Genomic DNA, 23,496 nt, shown 5'->3' with positions numbered 1-23,496 from the left:
TGCGAACTTTTTAGCCGGCCGGTTTCCGACCGGCTTTTTTTATGAAGAATAAATAGGTGAGCTTGTACAAGTCGAACAACCACAAGGGCCCTCCTCTGCGGGATAATTGCTTTTCCCATTTTACATGAAAATTCTGATACATTTTCGCCATTAACTTCTGCAACCCAAACCTTTTCAGAAAACGAAAGTAGCGCAGAACCTTTACGCCGGATGAATCAAAATCACTTTTGCTCTTCATCAGTTCGTCCAGGTTTTCAACTCCTTCGCGGGTTTTCGCAAGAAATGTAACCGTATCGTCAATACCTGTATGAAAGGCCGGATTATCGATATGAAGAACACTCGCTCCCGACTTTTTCAGTTCCTGACCTAACAGCGTGTCCTCATGTCCGTAACGGGATATTTCTTCTGAAAAACGAATCTTTTCAAACCGCTCTTTTCTTATCAGGAAATTGAAGGCCGAAAACGAATCGAAAGGCCGCTGATTGCGTTCTGCTGAAGATAATTGCTCCCTATGTATCCCATATTTCCACCGTAGCCGCTTGTCCTCCTCAACCGGCGGTTCATATAAATAAGCAGTTCCGCCACACACCACATCCACATCGTCCGCGTAGGCAATATAGTTTTTCAGAAATTCAGGGTTGAATATCTCTGCATCAGCATCAATGAAAAGAAGGTAAGGATATTGCGCCATTTCCGCGAGGCGATTACGGTTGGCAGCCCGGCCTGAATTTGTGGGCGACGTTTCGATTCGGACATAAGCAAATTCATTATCAAGCTCGAAAACCGGAACCGGCCCATCTTCCCCAACAATGATTTCAAAAGGTATTTCGCACAATACAGCCTGCTCATGCAACGTTTTGATCAGCAGAAGACAATTATTCTGAAAGCTTGGAATCAATATTGAAATCATGGGAATTGCAATTGTTTTTACTAAGTTGCAAATCCGAAATCCGATTCGCAATCATGCAAAAATTAACTGAAATGTTTCACATAAAAAAATATCTGCCACTTACGATCGTGGCTTTTTTATTGGCTGCCAAAGTGGTAGTTGCCGAAGGTTACCAAATAAAACTTTCGCTACCGAAGCAGAAAGATACGCGTATTTATTTGGCCAGCTATTATGGAGATCGAATTTTCCGAATCGATTCCACTGAAACCGATGCGCAGGGACACGCCACATTAGCAGGAGATTCAACGTTGGACAAAGGCTTTTACCTGCTGTATCTCGACAAAGACCATTATTTTGATTTTCTGGTAGGAAATGATCAGACCTTCTCCATTTCGGGCGGTTTTCAAAACGGCGAAAGCCAACACTTTTCCGGTGCACCGGAAACAGAAGCATTTCAGGAATATCAACGTTTCCTGGCGCAGCAGCGTAAAATTCAAATGAATCTGCAACAGGAAATGCAGAAATACCATTCCAATGCTGATTCTGCGAAGCAAATTCGCAACAGGATGATGGCCCTGAACAAGCAAATGCAGAATTACTGGGATAAACAGGCCGATAAGTACAAGGGAACATTTTACGCTGATTTCATGCACTTCATGGTTATTCCCCGTCCGGGAGATATAAAAGTGCCGGCCAGTGTTTCCAATCCTGATTCTGTGAAGTGGGTCAAAGAATATGCATTCCGACGGGATCATTTTTGGGACAATTTCAACTTCGCACAGGAAGGTCTGATTCGTACACCGCTGATTAAAAACAGACTGGATACCTATTTCGACAAAGTGCTGATACAAAATCCCGATTCGATTATCGGTCCGGCCAAAAAGTTGATTGACAAATCGAAAGCCAACGAGAACATGTTCCGGTTCATGGCCGATTACGTGCTGACGCACAGTGCTAATTCTCAGGTGATGGGCATGGACAAGGTTTTTGTGAAGATTGCCGATGCATACTTCCTGAATGGCAAGGCAAGTTGGGCCGATTCAACCATGCTGGCTAAAATCAGAGATAAGGTATATGTGACGCGTCCCAACCTGATTGGAAATACGGCGCCCGAATTGAAGCTTCCCAATGCCGATGGTCAGTATTTCAGCCTGCACCAGGTAAACGCCAAATATACCATCCTGTACTTCTGGGAACCCGACTGTAATCATTGCAAGGAACAGACTCCGGTTTTGTACGACAAGGTTTACAAGGAATTGCATCCAAAAGGAGTGGAAGTGTACGCCGTTTTAACTCAACCGGACGAAAAGGCAGATTGGCAGAAATTCATCGATGACCACGGATTGTACGATTGGATTAATGTTTGGGATCCGGATATGATTTCCAACTTTCATGCTCTGTACGATGTACACAGCACACCGACCCTTTACATACTCGACAAGAACAAAAAAATCATCGCCAAACGGTTGGATGTAACCACCGCCGGTGATTTACTGGAAAAACTGCTGAAGTACCAGAAATAAGTTCAGCTAGTAAAGATTTTAAAGGAGGAATCAGATGTGGTGAATCAAAATATCCATGCTGGTTCCTTCTTCTTTTTGCACCTCAACCTCCACCTCGCTGTCCTCATAACCATACTTGTGCACTTTGGCATGATACTGTCCGGGAGGTAAATTATAGAATCGGAAATGTCCAAGTGGAGATATGTGCCGGGTCAGTTTCAGTTCGCGTATGGTGATATCTGCATTCCCTACCGGAAGATGCGTCGCATCATCAATCACAGTTCCCTGCAAAGGAATAGAATAAGCCGTTCGTATTCCCCGGGCTTTTTTGTAGGCTTCGTAAAAGTCTTTATTCACCCAGCGAAACATCATCGACTGGGCATCCAGATGCTCTTTCAACACTTTCCTTGCCTCCAGCATCAAGTCATCGAGCTTGTCGTAAAGTTTTTCCCGGGTTTGAATCGTGATTGATTCTCCTCCGGTGCAATAGCGCAGTTTTTCGATGCTCTCCTCCATTTCGGCCAAATGTGCCAGTGTAATAAAATAAGTACGAAGTTCGCTGTAATGCTGTACACTGATATCCAATATATCCTGGCTTTTTCGCAATAAATCGTCACAGGTAATCTCACTAAAATCGGACGAAAGGTAATCCAGTTTGTCAATCAACTTGTGATCGTCCTGCGTTAATGCATACACCAGTAGATTTTTGGAAATCCGAATGGTCAGTTCCTCCAGTCGTTTCCTGAAAACAACTGAATCTTTTTTCGGCAAAACATACAACGATTCCATTTTGTGGACAATTTGCCGGATGTAAAGTAAACGCCCGGAAAAAAGATGAAAAGCCGAACGAAATCCATAGTGGTTACGCCAAAGGGAATGATACTCACTGCAAACCTTCTCCACAGCCAGAAACATTTCCATGGTGGCTATCTGATCTTTATTCATAGTAGCATCGGTTTGGTTTGTAGAAATTACCTGAAGTATCCCCTGAGAGGGTTGTGATAGAGGATGTATTACCGCTTGTAATCTTTCCCGGAAGAACAAATATCGCTTTCAGAAGTGTGGCTCAGTGGCTCGACTCTATACTAAATTTACGGAAAAATAAGCGATTTACATGAATAGGAGTTCAATTTTATGTTGCGCAATACCGGGAGGCATCGGGCTTGTTCTTTCACATAAATGCTTTGTTGCCTGTTGGGGTTTTCCTATTTCGCGTCTTCTTTGGACTTGCCCGGCAATTGTTCTATTTTCTCCTCCAGGTTTCGGATGGCGGTTAATACCGTTGTCATTTCTGACCGGGCTTCCGGAAACTCCTTGCTGGTATAGGCATAGAACCGCCATATTTCCATCACATCGCTGGCGTCAACGGAGTAAGGTTCGTACATCGAATTGAGTGACTTCAATAGGATCGTACCTTTCTTATTTACCGTCACCATCTTAAACACAAAATCCTGCTGCCCTTTCAGGATAACAATACAAGGCGTATCCGGCTTAATGGCTGTCCAGTCCTCCACATATTGAGCAATAATATCGCTGTTCTCCGGAACCGGTAGCATGGAATCGCCGGTGGATGGAAAAATACGAAACGTACCTTGTGTTGGCAGATTGGGAAGGGAATATTTCGGCAGCGATGCGATGAACTCCGGGTCGTTGTACCCCGCCATGTACCCCGCCTTCGCTTTTACCGGAACGTACTCCACATTTTCGTTGTTAGACGAATCTACCGAGATGGCTAATACCCGCAAGTTACCTCCCCGGATGTACACATCATTTCCGGCCTCCAGTTCCCGAAGCTTTATCTCGCCCAAAGTGGAAAGGTTGATTTTTAATAACGTGTCGATGCTTATTTTGAAAAACTCCGAAAAATTCAGGTAATCTTCCGGTTGCGGTGACTTCGTGTTACCGGCCTCGATGGCTGCCAGTTTAGCTCGGGTTAATCCCAACTCTGCAGCAAGAGCTTCCTGGCTCATTCTCTTCCGTTCCCGGAGAAATTTGATATTTCCGGCGAAAAAAATTTTTTGTGATCTGCTCCTCATTTGTTATATTTAGAAACAGTGATTTGTTATTAATAATAACAAATTTAGTAATTATTTTTAATTATGAAAGAGTTGGCTGGGAAAAAAGAAATTATCAAGCAGCTGAAAGAGAAGATACTTGCCATGGAGGGGTTCAGCTCGGGGCCGGATAGTCACCAGTTTGATTTCAACCTGAGACCGATGAATGCGGCATTTCCGGGAGGTACTTTTCCTGTTGGGGCGGTGCACGAGTTCATCAGTCCTACCCAGACCAGTTTCTCGGCAACCAACGGTTTTATTTCCGGACTTTTGAGTACGCTCATGAAGCAGGATGGCATTTGTCTGTGGGTTAGCTCCGGGCGCAGATTGTTTCCGTCAACATTGAAATTTTTCGGAATCGAACCGCATCGAATCATCTTTATCGATGTCAGACGGGATAAAGATGCTCTTTGGGTCATGGAGCAAGCGTTGAAATGTAACTCACTTGCAGCGGTGGTCGCCGAATTGAGAGACATCAACTTTGCCGAATCAAGACGATTGCAGCTGGCAGTGGAAGATAGTCGGGTCACCGGCTTTTTGCACCACTATTTTCCCCGCAAGGAGAATACACTGGCAACGGTATCCCGCTGGAGAATCAAACCACTACCCAGCCTGGTAATTGACGGACTTCCCGGGGTGGGATTTCCCCGCTGGGAAGTGGAACTGGAAAAGATTCGCAACGGCCAACCCGGCATCTGGCAGTTCGAATGGAGAAATGGCGTATTCAGGCATATCACCGTTCCTAAACGAACTGTTCCGGAACCCGGATTACCACAAAAAGAAAGACACTATGCCTAAACGGTATCTGTCCATATGGTTTCGTCATCTGGCCACGGACCGGATGGTCAGGCTCCATCCGGAACTTCGGGACAAGCCTTTTCTGCTGTATGCTCCCGAACACGGCCGGATGGTGGTCAGAGCTTCCAGCCGGGCTTTAGACCGTGAAGGCATTGCTCCCGGCATGGTCGTAGCTGACGTGCGGGCCATACTCCCTTCGGTGGAAGTATTCCCCGACGATCCGGTAACGACTGATAAACTGCTAAAGGATCTGGCAGAATGGTTTCTCCGCTATACGCCCGTGCCTGCCATCGATCCGCCCGACGGCCTGATGCTGGATATCACCGGTTGCACGCACTTGTGGGGAGGAGAACTTTCCTATCTGAAGTCGATCGTCATTCGTCTCCGCAAAGGTGGATACGATGTAAAGGCAGCCATTGCTGATACCATCGGTGCCGCTTGGGCCATCGCACGATTTGGTAAAAACGGTACCATCGTTGAGCCCGGCAGACAAGCTGAAGCTCTCCGTTCACTTCCACCCTCAGCCTTGCGACTTGAAACTACGATTCTGCAACGCCTGGAAAAGCTTGGCTTCAGACAAATCGGGCAGCTGAGCCGCATCCCCCGAACCAATCTGCGCAGACGTTTTGGTGATGTTCTACTTACCCGGCTGGGACAAGCGTTGGGAACCGAACCGGAGCTTCTGAATCCGGTGCAGCCTCCCCCGCTCTATCAGGAATGGCTACCCGCTTTGGAACCCATCCGAACGGCCAAAGGAATTGAGATTGCCCTTCAACGCTTGCTGGACACCTTATGTGAACGCTTTTTCAACGAAGGAAAAGGGATGCGAACGGGTACTTTCAAAGGTTATCGCGTTGACGGAAAAGTTGAACAGATTAGTATTGGCACGAACAGGGCATCACGCAATGCAGTACACCTCTTCAAGTTATTCGAACTTAAAATACCGGAAATAGAACCGGCACTCGGAATCGAGCTGTTTGTGCTGGAAGCAACGCTGGTGGAAGAGGTCAGCGAAACACAGGAAGCTTTATGGAGCATGGGAAACAGCGACCATGCAGCCATTGCTGAATTGCTGGACAATATTGCCGGCAAAGTGGGAATGAAATCCATTCACCGGTACCTTCCGCTGGAACACCATTGGCCGGAAGCTTCGATTAAGGAAGTTTCTTCCCTGGTGGAAGAACCGGAGACCACATGGCGCACCGACCGTCCCAGACCACTTCATCTTTTGCCCCATCCCGAACCTATCGAGGTGATGGTGGCCCTCCCCGATTATCCGCCGCTGCATTTCCGGTACAAAGGCAACCTCATCAAAGTGGCCAAAGCCGACGGACCGGAAAGGATCGAACAGGAGTGGTGGCTCCAAACGGGACCACCCAGGGACTACTATTACGTTGAAGATGAAAACGGCGCGCGTTACTGGCTGTTCAGGCTTGGAACATATGGCAATGGAGAACCCCGATGGTTTCTTCACGGATTTTTCGCCTAAGGAAAGAACAAGATGATGAATTATACGGAACTACAGGTGACCTCGAACTTTACCTTTCTGCGGGGAGGCTCGCATCCGGAAGAACTAATTGAAAAGGCGGAAGAACTGGGCTATAAAGGGATTGCTATTACCGACCGCAATACCCTGGCGGGAATCGTTCGCGCTCATGCAGAAGCCCGGGGCAGAAATATCCGCGTCATTCCTGCATGCCGTCTCGACCTGTTGGATGGACCGAGCCTTCTGGCTTATCCGACGAATATTTCTGCTTATGCGCATTTGTCGGAGTTGCTTTCGACAGGAAATCTACGGGCAGAAAAAGGGCATTGTCACCTGTACAAAGCCGATATTTACCAGTATGCCGGGGATATGAAATTCATCGTGATACCGCCGGCATCACTTAATGCAGACTTTGATTTCGAACCGGAGTTTGTCAAGGCGTTGGAAGAATATAAGGAAGCGTTGGGAAACGACCTGTATCTTGCGGCCAGTTTCACCTACACGGGAGATGATCAAAAGAGACTGTTCCGCCTCTCCCAGCTGGAAAACAGGTTGGGAATCCCGATGGTAGCCACCAACAATGTACATTACCATTCACCGGAACGCAGGGAACTACAGGATATCCTGACTTGCGTCCGGGAGAAATGCACCATCCACACCGCAGGTTTTAGGCTTCATCAGAATGCGGAACGCTACCTGAAACCTGTAGAAGAGATGCAGCGTCTTTTCCGGCAGTACCCCGAAGCCATTTATCGTACACAGGAAATAGCGAATGCCTGTCGTTTTTCGCTGGATGAACTAAAATATCTCTATCCGGAAGAGATTACCAGTGAAGGGCGAACACCGATGGAAGAGTTGGTTCACCTCACCTGGGAAGGCGCTAAAGAGCGTTTCGAAGGAACAATTCCTGAAAAAATCAAGGAGACCATTGAAATGGAGCTGGAGTTCATCGGTCGGAAGGACTATGCGTCTTATTTCCTGACGGTATATGATTATGTGCGTGAAGCCAGATCCAGGGGAATTTTGTGCCAGGGACGTGGTTCTGCAGCCAACTCAGTGGTTTGCTATTGTCTGGGCATCACATCGGTGAATCCGTCGAAATTCAAGCTGTTGTTCGCCCGGTTTATGAGCGATGCGCGCAACGAGCCACCCGATATTGATGTGGACTTCGAACATGAGCGCCGGGAGGAAATCATGCAGTACATCTACGAAAAATACGGGCGCGATCGGGCCGGCATTGTGGCTACGGTAACGCAGGTGCACTGGAGAGGAGCCGTGCGGGACGTGGGAAAAGCCATGGGACTCTCCACTGATGCTATTAACGTTCTTTCCAAATCGGCACACGAGTTCACCGAAGATTGGTTCACGGGGAAAGCGATTCCCACCAATAGCTTCAACCACAACGATCCGCACCTGCAAAAAGTGCTGGAGATAACCGATCAGTATATTGGCTTTCCGCGACAGCTGGGACAACATACGGGCGGATTTGTCATCACGCGGGGTAAACTGCACGAGTTGTGCCCTATCCTGAATGCCCGCATGCAGGATCGAACCAACATCGAATGGAATAAAGACGACATCGAGGCACTGGGCTTTATGAAAGTCGATGTGCTTTCACTGGGTATGCTGACCTGCATCCGAAAAGCCTTCGACCTGACGAAGCAACATTACAATCTCGACTTGACTCTGGCCAACATTCCACAGGACGATCCGAAAGTGTACGAAATGATTGGCCATGCCGATACACTCGGCGTTTTCCAGATTGAAAGCCGGGCGCAAATGTCGATGCTTCCCCGGTTGAAACCGCGTAATTTCTATGACCTGGTTATCGAAGTGGCCATCGTCAGACCCGGCCCGATACAAGGCGACATGGTGCATCCCTATTTAAAACGACGAAACGGTGAGGAGCCGGTCGAATATCCATCGAAAGAGCTGGAAGGTATTCTGGGAAGAACTTTGGGTGTTCCGTTATTCCAGGAACAAGCCATGGAAATAGCTATTGTTGCAGCCGGTTTTACTCCTGACGAGGCCGATGGTTTGCGTAGAGCCATGGCCACATTTAAAGCCAAAGGCAAAGTGAGCCGCTATCGCGAAAAGCTGATCAATGGTATGATAAAGAACGGCTATACCCTCGAATTTGCCAACCGCGTATTCAAGCAAATTGAAGGCTTTGGTAGTTACGGTTTCCCGGAAAGCCACGCGGCCAGCTTTGCGTTGTTGGTGTATGTCTCCTCCTGGCTCAAGTGCTATTACCCCGACGTATTCGCCACCGCACTGCTCAACAGCCAGCCGATGGGCTTCTACCGTCCGGCACAGATTGTGATGGATGCCCGCAAGCACGGCGTAAAGGTAAGGCCGGTGGACATCAACCATTCCGATTGGGACAACACGCTGGAAGAGCAATCAGGGCACTACCGTACGGTTCGGCTTGGATTCCGGCAGGTAAAAGGCTTACGCGAAGACGACATGCAGGCGCTTGTATCCGGAAGAAGTATCCCCTACCCAAATGTCAACGATTTGGTGAATGCAGGTGTTCCGCCGTCCGCGCTGGAAAGGCTGGCCGATGCAGATGCTTTCCGTTCCATCGGCCTCGACCGGAGACAGGCACTGTGGGAAGTTTCTGCCCTGCACGACCATCCCACCGGGATATTCAAAGGGACACCTTCACAAAGCACCGAAGAGGAAGCTACAGAACTGCCCCGCATGACACTCGGAGAACACGTAATGCAGGATTATGCCAGCACCTCGCTTTCGCTGAAAGCCCATCCGGTCAGTTTCCTTCGGCGAAAGCTAAATGAATTGCAGGTGACGCCTACGGCAGAATTAAGCTCAATGAAGAACGGGCAATTTGTGAAAGTGTGTGGTTTGATCACCGTCCGGCAACGTCCCGGCACAGCCAAAGGCGTGCTATTCATCACCATCGAGGATGAAACCGGTTTTGCCAACCTCGTTGTCTGGTCAAAAACATTCGAGAAATACCGCAAACAGATTCTTCAATCCAGGCTGCTTATGGTCTCAGGGAAACTACAAATCGAAGGCGAAGTCATTCATGTGGTGGTCAACACCTGCTATAACCTGAATGAATTGATGAGTATGGACACCGGGGGACGTAATATCGGATCGGTTCATAAACGAATGCCAACGAAAGAAGCTCCTCCCGGAAAGGTTGTTCAGGGACAACTTTTCCCGTCAAGGGATTTCAAGTAGACGTATCAACACTGCTCAACGGAGATTCTCAATAAAAATACAGAAGTAGCGTGAACACTGCTCTTTAATTAACATATGTTCTACCCGAATTCCTTACATTTGTAATAAGTCATTCAAAAAGCACATTGTTGTTCATCGAATTGATTGATTTACCTATCGTCATCCACCTAACCTCGCCCCGATATGAAAAAGGCTGGTAAGATTTTTCTATATACGCTTATTTCGATTTTTCTGTTCGTCATCCTGCTGGTTGTTATAGCTGGTTTGGCCCAGAATCGAATCGTTAGATTGGCCTTGGATCAGGTAAGTAAAACGACCGATATCCCCATTCAGGTCGGAGATATTCAGTTCTCCCTGATTCAACGATTTCCGTTAGCTACCCTCGAGTGCAAAAACCTGTTGATTAGCTCCCCCGATACACTGGAAAACTCCCGGGATACTTTGCTCAATGCTGGAAACCTGTATGTTTCGTTCGAAGTAAAACCTTTGTTGAAAGGTATTTTCGAAGTGAAGAAGGTGGAAATACAAAACGCTGATGCATTCTACCGGGTGGATAGTATCGGGAAAAGCAATTATGATTTTCTGATAGACACCACTCAAACAGAAACGATCGACACATCTTCTAATTCTATTTACCTGAATGTTGAAACTCTTCAACTTCAAAATGTGAGGTGCCATTACCGGGACAACCATCTGAAAGCCGGGGGTAACCTGCTGGTAGATGAATTGAATTTATCAGGATTGATTGACAACCAGCAATATTCAGGGCAGATTACAGGACAAGCGCACCTGACGCAATGTTATGCTCCGGAAACCCGGCTAGAGCGAATGAAGAGCGCATCCATCCAATTCAACATGAACTACCAGGATGACACGCTGGCTGTTCAGCAGGCCGACATCGATGTGGATGATAACGCGCAAATGGCGTTGAAAGGCTATATCAACATCAGCAAAAGCCTGATGGCCGACCTGTCTGTTCAGGCCCGGAATGTGAACATCGCCGGCTTAACACAATATGTACCGTCCCAATATCTGAAAGATTATGGTATACAGTCCCCGGAAGGGAAACTCAATTTGGATGCCCATGTCACCGGCAACCTAACCGATTCCGTCCAGCTGCCGCATGTCGATGCCACCCTCCAGCTTTACAACGGGCGGGTGCAGTACGGCGAATACCCGGAGATAAACAACATTGCGTTGAATGCGAATGTAACCAACGGATCGTCAAACAATAACCGGACAACCCGGCTGAACATCCATTCTCTCAGCTTCCGGGCGGCCAACAGCGCAGCCAGTCTCACGGGTACGGTTGAAAACCTGGAGTGCCTGTCCTATTCTTTCCACTCGAAGCTGAACCTTGCTATGAGCGACTGGAAACCTTTTATACCGGACTCGATCGTTCAGGGAATTGACGGAAATGTTCGGGCCAGTCTTTCAAGCCACGGCACATTGCCCGATTCGATAACCGCCCCGTTTATCAACTCGGTTGCGGCCAACACCACACTTGATTTAACAGCTTCCAAACTCAATGTAGCGGTTGACAGCCTGCTGTCGGTTCGAAATCTGACCGGCCGGCTTCGCTATCAACCGGGAAATCTGAGGCTGGACAGCTTGTCGGCACAGGTTCCTGCTTACCACCTAAACTTGAAATACCTGGACCTGAATTCAGATATTACAGGTGAGTTCACCCAACCCGACAGTCTACAACTGGCCATTCATCAATTGCATTTGCAAACAGACAGCAGCGATGTTCAACTGCAAGGCACCCTGAAGAATCCGACGACACCTGATTATTCCCTCGACGGAAAACTCAGGCTGAACCTGGCCGAAGTGTATTCGATGTTGCCCGATTCACTGGCCAATGGGCTATCCGGAACGGTTTCTGCAGACATTCAATCGGCAGCCAAAATCAATCTCGATTCCATCACCAGCCAGTTGAATGATGTGCTTTTTAACCGCAGCCACTTTTCACTGGCCCTCGGAAATGTGACCGTCGATATGCCCGATTCATTGATGTGTGTTCAAAACCTGTCGGGAAATTTGAACTATAAAGACGACACCCTGAGGATTGGTCAACTAAACGGGAAATACCTGGGCTTGCATTTCGGTGCACAAGCCACAACGGTTTCGAATATTTATACGGCGGCCATCCTAAATACCCCAAAAGAATTAACTGTTCATGGAGATTTTAGCGTCGATTCGCTCGATTACGCTTTAATCGACAGCTTCCTGAAGAGCGATTCCCTCAGTGCATCTTCAGCGCAGCCGGAACAGCATGCCGACACCATGAAGTTTACCTACAAGGTGAATGGTACCTTTCATGCCAACCAGTTGAAATACGGCACGAACCTGTTTACCAACGTCGACACCAAATTCCTGGTGAAGGAAAACTACTATGTCCTCGACAGCATGGCCATGGATGCCTACAGCGGCAAAGCGTTGACTTCCCTAAAAATTGAATTGAATCCGGAGGGCGAAATGGATATGTACTTCAAGACCAACGTCGACCAGATGAATGTTTCGCAAATGGCCGACGGACTTCACAACTACATCCAGATTGAAGATTTCACCTCCGACCATGTGAAAGGAATCATTTCGACCCAAATGGATGGGGAGATTGTGTTGGATAAAAACTTCGAACCGGTCTACCATTCGCTTATGCTGAAAGGTGACCTGACCATTCAAAAAGGGGCATTGCTGAACGTGAAGCCGGTGATGGAAGTCGAGAAGATTCCCGGCGTTGGTTTGAAGCATATGGACCAACTCTATTTTAGTACCCTGAAGAGCAGCATCTTCCTGTTCAAAAACAAACTATATGTTCCCAAAACGGAAATCCGTAGCTCGTCATTCGATGCCATGTTCTTAGGAATGTATAGTTTTGGCGGAGATTACGCGTATCATATCCGGATGTTCCTGGGCGAAGTGCTTTCCAGTAAATCGAGGGCACATCTACGGAAACAAGCCCATGACAGCGGGTTCGAAGACGATCCGGACGATATAACGAAGGGACGGACTTCGATTTACCTGGTTTCGAAATACGAGAATGGCAAAGAGAAGGCTGGTTTAGACAACAGAAAAGACCGAACCAATATGGTGGCCAAAGTGAACCTGCAGGAACAAATGGTGAACATGCGGTTTCACCCGGCCCTGGTGACATACCATACAGATGAATAGACGGATGAACAAAATAGTGAAAAGATACCTGGTTTTGGGTTTGAGCTTGCTCCTGGTCGCCGCCTGCCATAACAGCAAAGCTCCCAAACCGGTGACGCTGAAAAATACCGTAACGGAAAAGCCGGAGGATGTCGTTTTTGGCAATAAAGATGCCCGGGCAACCGTTTTTATGTATGCCAGTTACCAGTGTACCTATTGCCGGTATTTTTTCGCCCGGACGTACCCGGAATTAAAGAAAAACTACCTGGACACGGGGAAATTAAAACTGGTGGTGAAATGGCTCGATTTTGGCGAACGTCCGAAGATGTTGAATGCGTTGCAAGCCGCCAGTTGCATAAGTCGTTACGGCATATACGATAAGTTTCATGAGTTGATGATCGTTAATCCCGCTGTTGTCTTTACCCCAAAGTTCGACGACCTGTTGGATACCATCATGGAGCACAACCCGGTGATTGCCGAGTGTATTCTGGACAACGACAACTACGCCTATTTGCGGGGCAACGTGAGCGAGTTCCGGGCCAACAAATTAACCGGGACGCCTACGTTTGTGATGAACAACCGGGCCTACAAAGGGTACTATTCGTACGAAAATTTTAAAAAGATACTGGAGAAAGAATTTCAATTGTAATACCAAATCAACAAGCATATGAAAACTAAACTATTCACCATTGCCCTGCTCGGAACACTGGCCTTCACGGCCTGCAGCACCTCGGACTCAAACGAGTATTGCAGCAATCCCGGTGCCACCTGTCCTGACGACACAGCCATTGACGCCAGCGCCTGCTGTACCGACCAAAGCTGTTACTGGACTTACGACAACACGAAATACCAGTGCAACGGTACCGACTGCAGCAGTGTCCTCGACCAAATCATCACCAGCGCCTGCGTCTCTTCAACCAAAAGCGTGAGCATTCAAAACGACGCTGACCTGGCCAAACTGAAAGCACAACTAACCGCCGTCACCGAAAAGCTGTTGGTAGAAGCCCGTGGCGCTTCGGGGTGCGAGTAATCGACTTATTTATCTAAACGATAGATGGAGAAATCCGAAAGACAGAGTGGTCTGCTTTTCGGATTTTTTGTTCGAGCTTGATAATTAGCTTTTTTGAGGAATTTAGTCATCAGCTAGTTCCCATCAACCAGATACTTCTTTAATACTTCGGTTTTGGGATGTTTTAAAATATCGTCGGGATGGCCCTGCTCAATAATATCTCCGTAGTACATAAACACCACATGATCGGCTAAACGAACCGCCTGACGAAGTACATGCGTCACCAAAATAATGGTGTAATGCTCTTTTAGTTCCTTAAACAGGTTCTCGATAATCCTGGTCGAAATCGGGTCCAGTGCCGAGGTCGGTTCATCGGCTAAAATGATGGCAGGTTTGACCGCCAGTCCCCTTGCCAGGCACAGACGCTGCTGCTGCCCGATTGATAAGCTGTTAGCCGGACTGTTGAGCCGGTTCTTCACCTCATCCCACAATCCGACACGTTTCAGGTTGGTTTCGACGCTGTGTGCAATTAAATCCTTATTCCGAATTCCCTTCAGCTTTAACCCGTAAGCTACATTCCGATAGATGGAAACCGGCAATGGGAACGGTCGTTGCGAAAGCAGGCCCATCTTTTGTCGCATAGCCGGCAAGTCGCGGGAAACCTTCAGAATATCGACTCCGTCAATCAATACCTCGCCACTTACTTGCAATTCCTTGTGTAAGTCGGTTAACCGGTTCAGGCTTTTCAGTAAAGTGGTTTTCCCACAACCGGAGGGGCCTAATAGTACCACGATTTTATTCCGGGGAATTTTCAAGTTGATATTCTTTAATATTTCCCCTTCCCGGGTCCTGACATTTAGTCCCTTTATCTCGATGATAGGTGTTTGTTTCTCCTGGTGGTTGACCATTCTTTTCGCTTTTTGATAACTGAAAACAGGATAAGTAATCATGGCCTTTCTATTTGATGATGTTCTTAGCATACCGTTTTGATAAAAACCGGGCAGAAACGCTAATCAGCAGGATAAAGAATGTCAGCACCACCGCTGCAGCATAAGCCCTTTCCCTGACCTCCTCAATCGGGGAACTGAGTTGAAAGAAGATGGAAAGTGGCAATGTCGCCACCGGCTCATCGAGCGTAACCGGAATATTGTCGGTATAACCAGCTGTGAAGAGCACCGAAGCAGCGTCGCCAATTCCCCGGCCGAAAGCCAGCAGCAATGCCGTGATAAACCCGGCCAGTCCCTGTTTGAAGATGACCCGCAGCGCTGTTTCCGTTTTGGTAGAACCCAACGAAAAAGAGGCCTCTTGTAATTCCACCGGAATCGTTTTCAGTACCTCGTCGAAGGCCCGAACCAGGATAGGCGTTATCAGCAGGGCAACGGTGATAATTCCGGCAAGCAACGAAGCATGCAACCCCAACAGCAGCATCAATGTAAAACCAAAAGCACCGTAAACAATGGAAGGGATTCCCCATAAGGCATCGAGCAGGTAACGAATGGTATTTTGCGTCCTTTTTAGCCGGATAAGCTGCACATTGATAAACAGCGCCGCCGGCACGCCAATAATCACAGCCAGAATTGTGGCCCCCACCGAAAGATAAAATGAGCCAACAATCGCATTCAGAATTCCTCCTTCGCCACCGAAATAATATCCCCCTTTCGGCAAACTAAAAATCGTTTCCCACGAAAGTGCTTTGAGCCCTTTGCTAAACACCACAAAGAGAAGAAACAACAGAATGAAGATTACGGAGTAAGCCGCCAGAAATGAAATTCCCCTGGCAAGCTGTTGCTCCCAAACTTTCCACGTTCTCATATCTTTTCCGTTTGATGAATAAAATACCTGAAAAACAGGTTAATGATCAGAATAATCACAAACAGCAGTAGCGCGGCAAACATCAAGGCCGAATCATAATCAGGGATAGACATCATTTCTCCGTAATTATTGGCAATTAATGCAGGTAACGGATACCCCGGACTAAACGGTGAAACCGAAATATCGAGGGTGTTACCTACCACCATCAACACAGCAATGGTTTCACCAAAAGCTTTAGCTATCCCAAGGCCAAATGCAGAGAGGATTCCCGGAAACCCTTTCCTGATGATCACATGCTTCACCATCTCCCAGTGCGTTGCTCCCAGCGACAATGACGCCTCTTTCATTCCTACCGGGATGGTCTGAAATACTTCGATGAGCATATTCAACATATACGGAATGCACATCACCGCCAGCACGATTCCCCCTGAAAGAAGAGAATAACCCGAACTGGCTACTCCGAACAAAGGAGCCACATATTCCGCGACAGCGGGAACAATCACCAGCACGCCCCACACTCCGTACACCACCGAAGGAATGCCCGCCAAAATATCAATTACCGGCAGCATCACCTGTAACAATCGATGTTTCCCGAACTGGGTCAGATAGATGGCGGCAAACAGGCATAACGGGGCTGAGAGAATAAACGCCAGAACCGTGACATAAGCGGAACTGTAGATAAAGGGCATGAATCCGAATTCCCCTTTCATCGGGAACCATTGCCGCGAAAATAACAGATCCCTCAAAGAGTGCCCGCCAATTATCGGTGCTGCCTTCCAATAAAGCCCCACGCCGATTAATACAGGGAGCGCCAGCAGGAAATAGAGCCCGGCACGCATCCATATATTGACCAATAAATCGCTAATTCGTCTGATCCTGTTCATGGCATTCTTTCTCTTGATTCACCCATACTTTCCTTGTCCCTTCCCCAAATCCGGAGTTTACTGTTGAAGTTTTGTCACCTGTTCATCCAGTACTTCTTTCGGCAATGGCACATAACCGGCTTCCGATACGAAAACCTGTCCTTTGGTCACAATCCATTTCAAAAAGTCGAGCGTCGCCTGCTTTTGAGGTTTGCCCTTCGCTACCAGGTACAGGTCTCTCGCCGGCGGCGAAGGATACGCTCCATTTCCAATAGCCTCCAAAACCTGATTGAACGTATCGTAGAAATTTTCATTGGCATCGATTGTCCCATTCCCGTTCACATCGATGGGAATAACCTCAATACCGGGGTTCTTACGCCCCGTTTTCACATTGTACAGGTAGATGGTATTGTTGTACCCTACCCCTTTTTCATCTTTCACCACGGCATCCGCCAGACCCGGATCGCCAAACACACCGATTCCTTTCAGGTCCTCCTGACGGCCGCCCAGGTAAGCCGCCCAGGTACCGGCCGCACCACAGGCATCGGAACGAGTGTAGACATTAATGGCTTCATCGATGGAAATGCCGGGCAATTGATTCCAGCGGATAATTTCGCCGGTTACATAAATCCGGCGAAGTTCATCATGGGTCAGCCCCCGCTTTTGAATAACCGGCCAAACAGGGTTCGCAACATTCACGGTAGGAATTACAGCATCCTTGGTCACCGCGACCCACCAAACACCTTTTGCTTTCTCCTCCGGCGAAATCGCCCGTGAAAACATACCCAAATCGACCGTTTCTGAAAGAGCATCAGCCATCCCTTTGCCGGCACCTCCGGCCGAGATATTAAACCGGATACCGGGATGCTCATTCTGGTATTCTTCGCTCCATTTAACCACCAGCGGGTACAGGGCAAAAGCACCTGACAAGCTAATCGTTTGCTCTTTTTTCCTACCGGAAGAACAAGCCGACAGCAAAACAATTACAACCAGTAGTACACTCAGTTTTTCTGCTTTCATCATGCTTATATATTGGATTGTTGGTTTCGAAAAAGTGTCGGAGTAAGGGTCAGTTGCAGGTAAAAGAATTGTGAAAACCGGCCAGTCGAAATTCCCTGCAGGGTCTTCAGCGATTGAGAAGGACAGTAAAACAGGTATCCTCCTTCCAAAACACCCCATCCAGTCAGTTGATGTTTTATTACCAGATCGTTTTCATACCCCAGGTTCTTGTTCGTTGGAGTGTCCTGATTGGTTTGGGCCAGTTGAAAATAGTGAAAGGTATTGGTCAGGCTTGTTTTGGCTGCAAGTTTGCCATTGATGAAGAAATGATAATCGACCAATCCCGCCTGCTGCGTTTGTGTGGTGAAACTCCTGTAATAGTCCATCCCTCCGAAAAAACGGTGTCGGGCTCCATACAAAACATCAAACAGGTGATCTGTCTTTTGTCCGCTCCCGGTTTGGCTGTTTCCTGACAAATAGCTTAGCCCAACACCTGGCTCCAGTCGTCCTGTTCGGTAAGTAACTTCGGCATCCAACAACAAAGCGCTTACGTTCGTTCCGGTCCGATTCTTTCCGAATTGGTAATAAAGATTGCCCCGGGCCTGCCAATCCTCCTTTTGCCAGATTGAATAAACACCGGTTGTCTGCCGGAAGTAAAGGTGATTATCTGCATCCGACCTAGTCACTCCGGAAGCCACATGAGAAAACGAGATCTGCCAATCTTTTGACACAATACGTTGCAGCCAGAGAAAACTCAATGATTTTATTCGGTCGGAAGGATAATAATTTTCAGAGATATTTTCGCCCGTTGAATTCCAGCTCGTTCCAAGATGAACGCTCCAGTCTTCCGATTGCCATTTCCAAACCAGGGCGTCGTAGGCCAGTCCGTTCTGGTTCCAGTTACGGGCGCCTAGAATGCGCTGGTTGTCGTAAACCAATGGCTGACGACCGATGGAAAGCCAACCGGCGTTTCCGGTTCGAACCTCAACAAAAGCTTCGAACAGATCGAGCGAAGCCGCATCGCCATATACGCCGGTGGAGCTGGCAAGTTGTTCATCACCCCAAACGCGGACATCCTGGGGGGTGAACGTCACTTTTAAACCGTCAGTTTCATAGTGAACCGACAGCCGGGTTCGTTGCGAAATAAAAACCGCCGGGGTCATTCCGTCAGACGTCAGCTGCCGGTAACCATCTCTCACTTCAAAACGGTTCCGGTACTGTGCATCTACCTGCAATTGGCCCCATGCAAAAGATTTGGTAAATAAAATGATAGAAAAGAGAAGGGAACTTTTGACAGATAACCGGCTGATATTTTTCAAACCACCGGCGTTACTATTCCTGTACATGCTTTGCGGGTTTGGTAATCGATGTTAAAATTACCGTGCCCTCTGTACTACTGAAACAGTACAAATACGTATTTGAGATACTACGTCTTTATACGTATTTACACATTGTAATAACCATGCCTGATCGCGTAAATGACCAGGTTGGCTGTATTCCGAGACTGTGTTTTCTGCAGTAAATTTTCCCTGTGTTTATCCACCGTTCGCTTACTGATGGACAGCAATTCGCCAATCTCATTATTCGACAATCCATTGCAAATCTGACAAAGAATCTCTGCTTCCCGCTCGGTCAGTTCATTGTCTTTCGATTCATCCTTCCTGCTTTTCATGCTTTGCAAGATGGACTTTAATATCTCGGCTGAAAAATACGTCTTTCCAGCGGCTACCTCGGTGATGGCCCGCTTCACTTCATCAAAGCTCGAATTCTTCAGCAGGAATCCCTGGGCCCCGGCATCAATCATGCTCAAATAGTAATTCTCATCCGAATACATCGACAATGCAATGATCTTCAAATCCGGTTGAATGGCCAATGCCTTTTGCGCCGCCTCAATTCCTCCCATCTCCGGCATTTCAATATCCAGCAACACCAAACCCGCCGGATGCTCCGGCAACATACGAATAAACTGCTCGCCATTCTCTGCTTCATATATCGTATCGACCGCCCCCATATCCGACAACAAAAAGCGTAGTCCCTCACGAAACAAAGCATGATCATCAACCAGGTATATATTCAGTTTTTTCATTTCACAGGTATTTGAAGTGTCAGGTTAAATCCCTCTCCGGGAAGAGAGTGAATATCCATTTCACCGTTAAGCGATTTTATGCGTGAACCGATATTGTCGAGTCCCATTTTATCCGAATCCGGCTCAGTGGCTAACTCTTTAGGATCATACCCGATTCCATCGTCCTGGTAAGACAAGGACAATTTACCACCTTCTTCCTGAATTTTAAGCGTTATCCTGCCGGGGTCAGCATGTTTCAGACTGTTGTTCAGTAACTCCGATACAATCCGGTAAAGGGTAATTTCAATTTTATAGGAATACCGTTTTTCCCGAATTTCCGAATCCATCACAAACTCAATGGAAGTTCCCTCCATCAGGCCGGCTGCAAAAGTCTCCAGGGCCTTTGTCAAACCATAATTCTTCAGCAGGTGCGGACTCAGATGATTGGATATTTCCTTCAGCGAAACAATGGCATCATCCGAAGTCTGGCAGGTACGTTCCACAATCCGCCGGTTTGCTTCATCCAGCTTCGTTGTATCAATGGCGCTGGCTGTCATTTTAATAGAGGATAACAACGGCCCTAAACCGTCATGCAGGTCGCGCGCAAAATTCTGCCGGGCCCTTTCCTCTCCCTCGATAACCGCCGACAACACCCTCATTTCGCTCACTTTTCGTAGTTCATCAATCCGCTGCTGAAGATTGAATATTTGCCTAATGAATATGACTCCGATAAACATTAGCAACGATATCAGAATTCCCATCCAACTGTTCACATCGGCTCCGGAAAACAGGTGATTTTCCCAGAAAAGGGTCGAGAAATCAAACAATCGCCGAAGGGCCATTAAAACGAATCCCGCTGAAATTAATATCCAGGATACGTTATACCGAGTACGGCGAATCAAACCGATGGCGATAACAGCAGCACCGATTTGAATCATCATCGACAACAAGAGGGCAACCTTGAGCAACATTTTTTTTAGTAAAGCTAATCAATATCTGTCTTACTAATCCTTCCGCTTTACTTCCTCTTTTACCAGTAAAAACATATTTTCCAATGAAGATGCGTGTCGACTCGATATGCCACCATAAAGCAAATGCCAGGGGGATAAGCTCTGTTGGCGTTCATCAAACAAGGCTTTCACCCAACCGGAAGGAAGGAATGGATATCTGCTTCCGTCCCGGTAAGGAAATGAAAGAGGCGCTGGAAAAAGCCACCTTCGCTCCGCGTTAGGATATCACTGTCCTTATTCAGCCCCTGGAACGAGTTTTCAGGGGCTTTTTATGGGGTTAAATTCTTTTATTCGAATACTTCTTCCTGTACTTTTGCCTTGACGAAAAAGTATCCAAATCCACGATAGCTATCGGGACAAGGCTTGTGAATTGCATAGCGAGTGGTGTCCAAACCGGATCTTGGCCCGGACATAACAATCGCCATCGCGTGAATCCTTTCGTGTGGTCATTCAGCTATTTTTTAACCACAGGAAAGAAACCATGCGACAGCGATGAAAAAAATTGAGCCGGAGTTTAATTACGTCCCCGGCTCGAATACATTAGAACTTTATTTTGTTAACTCGAAATGGAATGTCACCGCCGGATTTTTATTGACGGTTACACGGGCTTCGTACTCGCCCTTGGCCAGCCACAGGTTATTACCAAAATGCGCGGTATCCATCCCTTTTCCGGCCACATGCATGCGACATACCGGTAATGAAGTCCAATCACTTTTCTCAGGAGAAAGCTCGCGATAACTAATCATAACCGAAGCGTTTTCAACGGGTTTTCCGCCTTCTTTTAGAAAGGCAACCAAGTGGTGATTGGGTTTTGGCGCACTATTCATCGTTACCGCACTGGCACCACCATCCCATTTCATTTCGGCACCGGCACCTTCGAAAGTTTCAGCCGGTAAAACCTTCATTGTCACAGAGACCTTTCCTGCCATTTTTGTCTTACTGACCACCTGGGCGTTCGCAACATTTATCAAAAAAAAGAAACCCAATGATACAGCCATCAACGAAATCAAAATCTTTCTTCTTGTCATAACTCTGTTTTTAAATGTTCCTATCGTTATGATAGTTTTTGAAAAATACGGGGTCTTTCAGGATACTGAAGAAAAATGGTCTTGGCTATTTATACTTGTTCTTGATAACAGCAGAGGGGACGAAAGAGTTGTGTTAAAACCGGTATTTAACAGGATTAATTCCCGTTGGAGCTTTTTCTTTAGCCAGAAACGTAGCCTTCAAATTCTCCGGAACATCGGACCATTAACGCGATGCATTGTATGGCAGGAAAATTATCCGGGGCAGTTCGGAAAATAAAAAACGGGGTTGACATTATAAAATGCACCCCGTCTCTGTAAGTTTAATTATTGTATTTTATAAGCGGACTTGTCGTTCTTCAGTCATTAATGATGAAACAATCTTACCCCGGTATTGATAATGGTTATGCCGTATTTGTTGGCTGTCTCAATGATTTCCTCATCCCGGATGGAGCCCATGGGCGTGGCAATGTATTTTATTCCATACTGGTGAGCCAGTTCGATATTGTCTTTTTGCGGGAAGAATCCATCGGAAAGCAAACAGGTGTTTGGCAGTTCGTTCAACAGGATTTTATCTCCAAATCGCTCTTGCCTCTCCTGCTCAATCAATTGGTCCAGATCCGTTCGTTTCTTGTTTTCAAATTGCTCTAAAAACGAATAATCAATTTTACTCTTCTGGTACCAGACATTCGCTTTCGTTAATGCCAGTCCTGAACAGAGAATTCTGGACTGCTGTCCGGAACCGATACCAATGACATGACCGTTCGATACTACACAAATCGAATTCGACTGCGTATATTTTAACGTCAGCATTCCGAGTTTTAAATCGGAAAGAATATCCGAGGGAATGTCCTTATTTTCGGTTACTATGTTGGAAAGTTGCTCGTCGTTGATTTTTAGATTATTTCGCTTTTGTTTGATGGTGATTCCAAATATCTCCCGTGACTCTATTTCGTTGGGTTCAAAATCTTTGTCTATCTGGAAGATCACATAATTGCCTTTCTTTTTCGAACGCAGAATTTCCAGCGCTTCATCCGTGAATTCCGGTGCAATAAGTCCATCGGAGACTTCTGATTTGACCAATTGCGCTGTTTCTTTATCGACACAATGACTCAAAGCAATAAAATCGCCAAACGAAGCTAACCGGTCGGTTCCTCTTGCCCGTGCATAAGCCGCAGCCAGGTTCGATAAAGGTTTCTTTATCAGGTACGCTTTTTTCTCGTTGTCACTTAAATCTTTAAAGATAGCCACACCGGAGGGCGTTACATGCTTAAAAGAAGTGCTGCACTCAACATTCAGTGTCTGGCTGACTTCTTTCACCAGTTGCCAGGAATTCAAGGCATCCAACACATTGATGACACTTGGATTTCCATTCAATAAGCTTAGTGCGTTTGACTGATCGATAACTTCCGCATAATCCTGGTAAGGATTCATTCCGTACTTCAACTTCATGGTGCCGTTTTTTAATTCGTTTTGCAGTATATTTCTCAGGCTGCTACAACAGTTTGCCTGCATAGCGTCGGATGGCTCACAAAGTTATTGGTTTATTTGATTTCACCGGATTTTGTCACGAGCTGTTATTCATCTTTAACAATTTCTTCTGTTTCGCAGGACCCCGAGACTT

General features: G+C 47.0%; 21 protein-coding genes. 8 read left to right on the top strand and 13 right to left on the bottom strand.

The window, feature by feature from the left end; all coding sequences use genetic code 11:
- Positions 1 to 10: 10 nt before the first annotated feature.
- Complete coding sequence (locus tag CLV93_RS13050; RefSeq protein WP_106542639.1) at positions 11 to 910, bottom strand: glycosyltransferase family 2 protein; 900 nt, start codon at positions 908 to 910, stop codon at positions 11 to 13.
- Positions 911 to 981: 71 nt separating this feature from the next.
- On the opposite strand from CLV93_RS13050, the gene CLV93_RS13045 reads away from it, so the two are divergent.
- Positions 982 to 2,412, top strand: a complete 1,431-nt coding sequence (locus CLV93_RS13045) for a TlpA family protein disulfide reductase (RefSeq protein WP_170108939.1) — start codon at positions 982 to 984, stop codon at positions 2,410 to 2,412.
- A gap of 30 nt (positions 2,413 to 2,442) precedes the next feature.
- Here the strand turns inward: CLV93_RS13045 and CLV93_RS13040 are convergent, their stop codons facing one another.
- Both CLV93_RS13040 and CLV93_RS13035 read right to left on the bottom strand, forming a co-directional pair.
- Complete coding sequence (locus CLV93_RS13040) at positions 2,443 to 3,336, bottom strand: carboxypeptidase-like regulatory domain-containing protein (protein ID WP_106542637.1); 894 nt, start codon at positions 3,334 to 3,336, stop codon at positions 2,443 to 2,445.
- A gap of 260 nt (positions 3,337 to 3,596) precedes the next feature.
- Positions 3,597 to 4,427, bottom strand: coding sequence for an XRE family transcriptional regulator (locus CLV93_RS13035; RefSeq protein WP_106542636.1), 831 nt, complete (start codon positions 4,425 to 4,427; stop codon positions 3,597 to 3,599).
- Positions 4,428 to 4,490: 63 nt separating this feature from the next.
- Here CLV93_RS13035 and CLV93_RS13030 point away from each other — a divergent pair, with 63 nt between their 5' ends.
- The 6 genes from CLV93_RS13030 to CLV93_RS13005 all read left to right on the top strand — a co-directional run bounded on the left by CLV93_RS13030 (position 4,491) and on the right by CLV93_RS13005 (position 14,119).
- A complete protein-coding gene (locus CLV93_RS13030; protein ID WP_106542635.1) occupies positions 4,491 to 5,243 on the top strand; it encodes an ImuA family protein in 753 nt (250 codons plus the stop codon).
- Entirely contained in the window at positions 5,236 to 6,732 is a 1,497-nt protein-coding gene (locus tag CLV93_RS13025) for a Y-family DNA polymerase (protein ID WP_106542634.1), read from the top strand. Before CLV93_RS13030 ends, CLV93_RS13025 begins: the two co-directional genes overlap by 8 nt.
- A gap of 12 nt (positions 6,733 to 6,744) precedes the next feature.
- A complete protein-coding gene (locus CLV93_RS13020) occupies positions 6,745 to 9,936 on the top strand; it encodes an error-prone DNA polymerase (RefSeq protein WP_211297837.1) in 3,192 nt (1,063 codons plus the stop codon).
- A gap of 183 nt (positions 9,937 to 10,119) precedes the next feature.
- On the top strand, positions 10,120 to 13,110 hold the full coding sequence (locus CLV93_RS13015; RefSeq protein WP_106542633.1) for an AsmA family protein: 2,991 nt from the start codon (positions 10,120 to 10,122) through the stop codon (positions 13,108 to 13,110).
- A 16-nt stretch (positions 13,111 to 13,126) separates the two neighbouring features.
- Positions 13,127 to 13,738, top strand: a complete 612-nt coding sequence (locus CLV93_RS13010; protein ID WP_211297836.1) for a thioredoxin domain-containing protein — start codon at positions 13,127 to 13,129, stop codon at positions 13,736 to 13,738.
- Between the two features lie 18 nt (positions 13,739 to 13,756).
- The gene (locus CLV93_RS13005; protein WP_106542631.1) at positions 13,757 to 14,119 is read left to right on the top strand and encodes a hypothetical protein; all 363 of its coding nucleotides are present in this window, start codon (positions 13,757 to 13,759) and stop codon (positions 14,117 to 14,119) included.
- Positions 14,120 to 14,232: 113 nt separating this feature from the next.
- Here the strand turns inward: CLV93_RS13005 and CLV93_RS13000 are convergent, their stop codons facing one another.
- The 7 genes from CLV93_RS13000 to CLV93_RS12970 form a co-directional block, all read right to left on the bottom strand.
- The gene (locus CLV93_RS13000; protein WP_246187252.1) at positions 14,233 to 15,048 is read right to left on the bottom strand and encodes a phosphate ABC transporter ATP-binding protein; all 816 of its coding nucleotides are present in this window, start codon (positions 15,046 to 15,048) and stop codon (positions 14,233 to 14,235) included.
- Between the two features lie 7 nt (positions 15,049 to 15,055).
- Positions 15,056 to 15,910, bottom strand: coding sequence for a phosphate ABC transporter permease PstA (gene pstA, locus CLV93_RS12995; RefSeq protein WP_106542630.1), 855 nt, complete (start codon positions 15,908 to 15,910; stop codon positions 15,056 to 15,058).
- Positions 15,907 to 16,794, bottom strand: a complete 888-nt coding sequence (gene pstC, locus CLV93_RS12990; protein WP_246187253.1) for a phosphate ABC transporter permease subunit PstC — start codon at positions 16,792 to 16,794, stop codon at positions 15,907 to 15,909. Before pstC ends, pstA begins: the two co-directional genes overlap by 4 nt.
- 57 nt (positions 16,795 to 16,851) lie before the next feature.
- Positions 16,852 to 17,796 (bottom strand): PstS family phosphate ABC transporter substrate-binding protein, encoded by a 945-nt coding sequence (locus CLV93_RS12985; RefSeq protein WP_106542628.1) that lies wholly within the window; start codon positions 17,794 to 17,796, stop codon positions 16,852 to 16,854.
- Positions 17,797 to 17,798: 2 nt separating this feature from the next.
- The gene (locus tag CLV93_RS12980; protein WP_106542627.1) at positions 17,799 to 19,118 is read right to left on the bottom strand and encodes an alginate export family protein; all 1,320 of its coding nucleotides are present in this window, start codon (positions 19,116 to 19,118) and stop codon (positions 17,799 to 17,801) included.
- 98 nt (positions 19,119 to 19,216) lie between these two features.
- Complete coding sequence (locus CLV93_RS12975) at positions 19,217 to 19,858, bottom strand: response regulator (RefSeq protein WP_174821592.1); 642 nt, start codon at positions 19,856 to 19,858, stop codon at positions 19,217 to 19,219.
- Complete coding sequence (locus CLV93_RS12970; RefSeq protein WP_106542626.1) at positions 19,855 to 20,808, bottom strand: sensor histidine kinase; 954 nt, start codon at positions 20,806 to 20,808, stop codon at positions 19,855 to 19,857. The genes CLV93_RS12975 and CLV93_RS12970 overlap by 4 nt, the downstream gene beginning before the upstream one ends.
- A gap of 83 nt (positions 20,809 to 20,891) precedes the next feature.
- On the opposite strand from CLV93_RS12970, the gene CLV93_RS20270 reads away from it, so the two are divergent.
- The gene (locus tag CLV93_RS20270; protein WP_153637054.1) at positions 20,892 to 21,068 is read left to right on the top strand and encodes a hypothetical protein; all 177 of its coding nucleotides are present in this window, start codon (positions 20,892 to 20,894) and stop codon (positions 21,066 to 21,068) included.
- A gap of 66 nt (positions 21,069 to 21,134) precedes the next feature.
- Here the strand turns inward: CLV93_RS20270 and CLV93_RS20265 are convergent, their stop codons facing one another.
- The 3 genes from CLV93_RS20265 to CLV93_RS12955 all read right to left on the bottom strand — a co-directional run bounded on the left by CLV93_RS20265 (position 21,135) and on the right by CLV93_RS12955 (position 23,324).
- Positions 21,135 to 21,272 carry a hypothetical protein gene (locus CLV93_RS20265; protein WP_153637055.1) on the bottom strand — a complete coding sequence of 46 codons (138 nt, stop codon included), beginning with the start codon at positions 21,270 to 21,272 and terminating at the stop codon, positions 21,135 to 21,137.
- A gap of 123 nt (positions 21,273 to 21,395) precedes the next feature.
- On the bottom strand, positions 21,396 to 21,875 hold the full coding sequence (locus tag CLV93_RS12965; RefSeq protein ID WP_106542625.1) for a hypothetical protein: 480 nt from the start codon (positions 21,873 to 21,875) through the stop codon (positions 21,396 to 21,398).
- 363 nt (positions 21,876 to 22,238) lie between these two features.
- Positions 22,239 to 23,324, bottom strand: coding sequence for a 5-aminoimidazole-4-carboxamide ribonucleotide transformylase (locus CLV93_RS12955; protein ID WP_246187254.1), 1,086 nt, complete (start codon positions 23,322 to 23,324; stop codon positions 22,239 to 22,241).
- Between the last annotated feature and the right edge of the window lie 172 nt (positions 23,325 to 23,496).

The organism is Prolixibacter denitrificans, assembly GCF_003014495.1.
GTDB lineage: Bacteria > Bacteroidota > Bacteroidia > Bacteroidales > Prolixibacteraceae > Prolixibacter > Prolixibacter denitrificans.
Note: the sequence above shows the minus strand (reverse complement) of the source record. Positions and strands in the feature narration are given on the sequence as shown.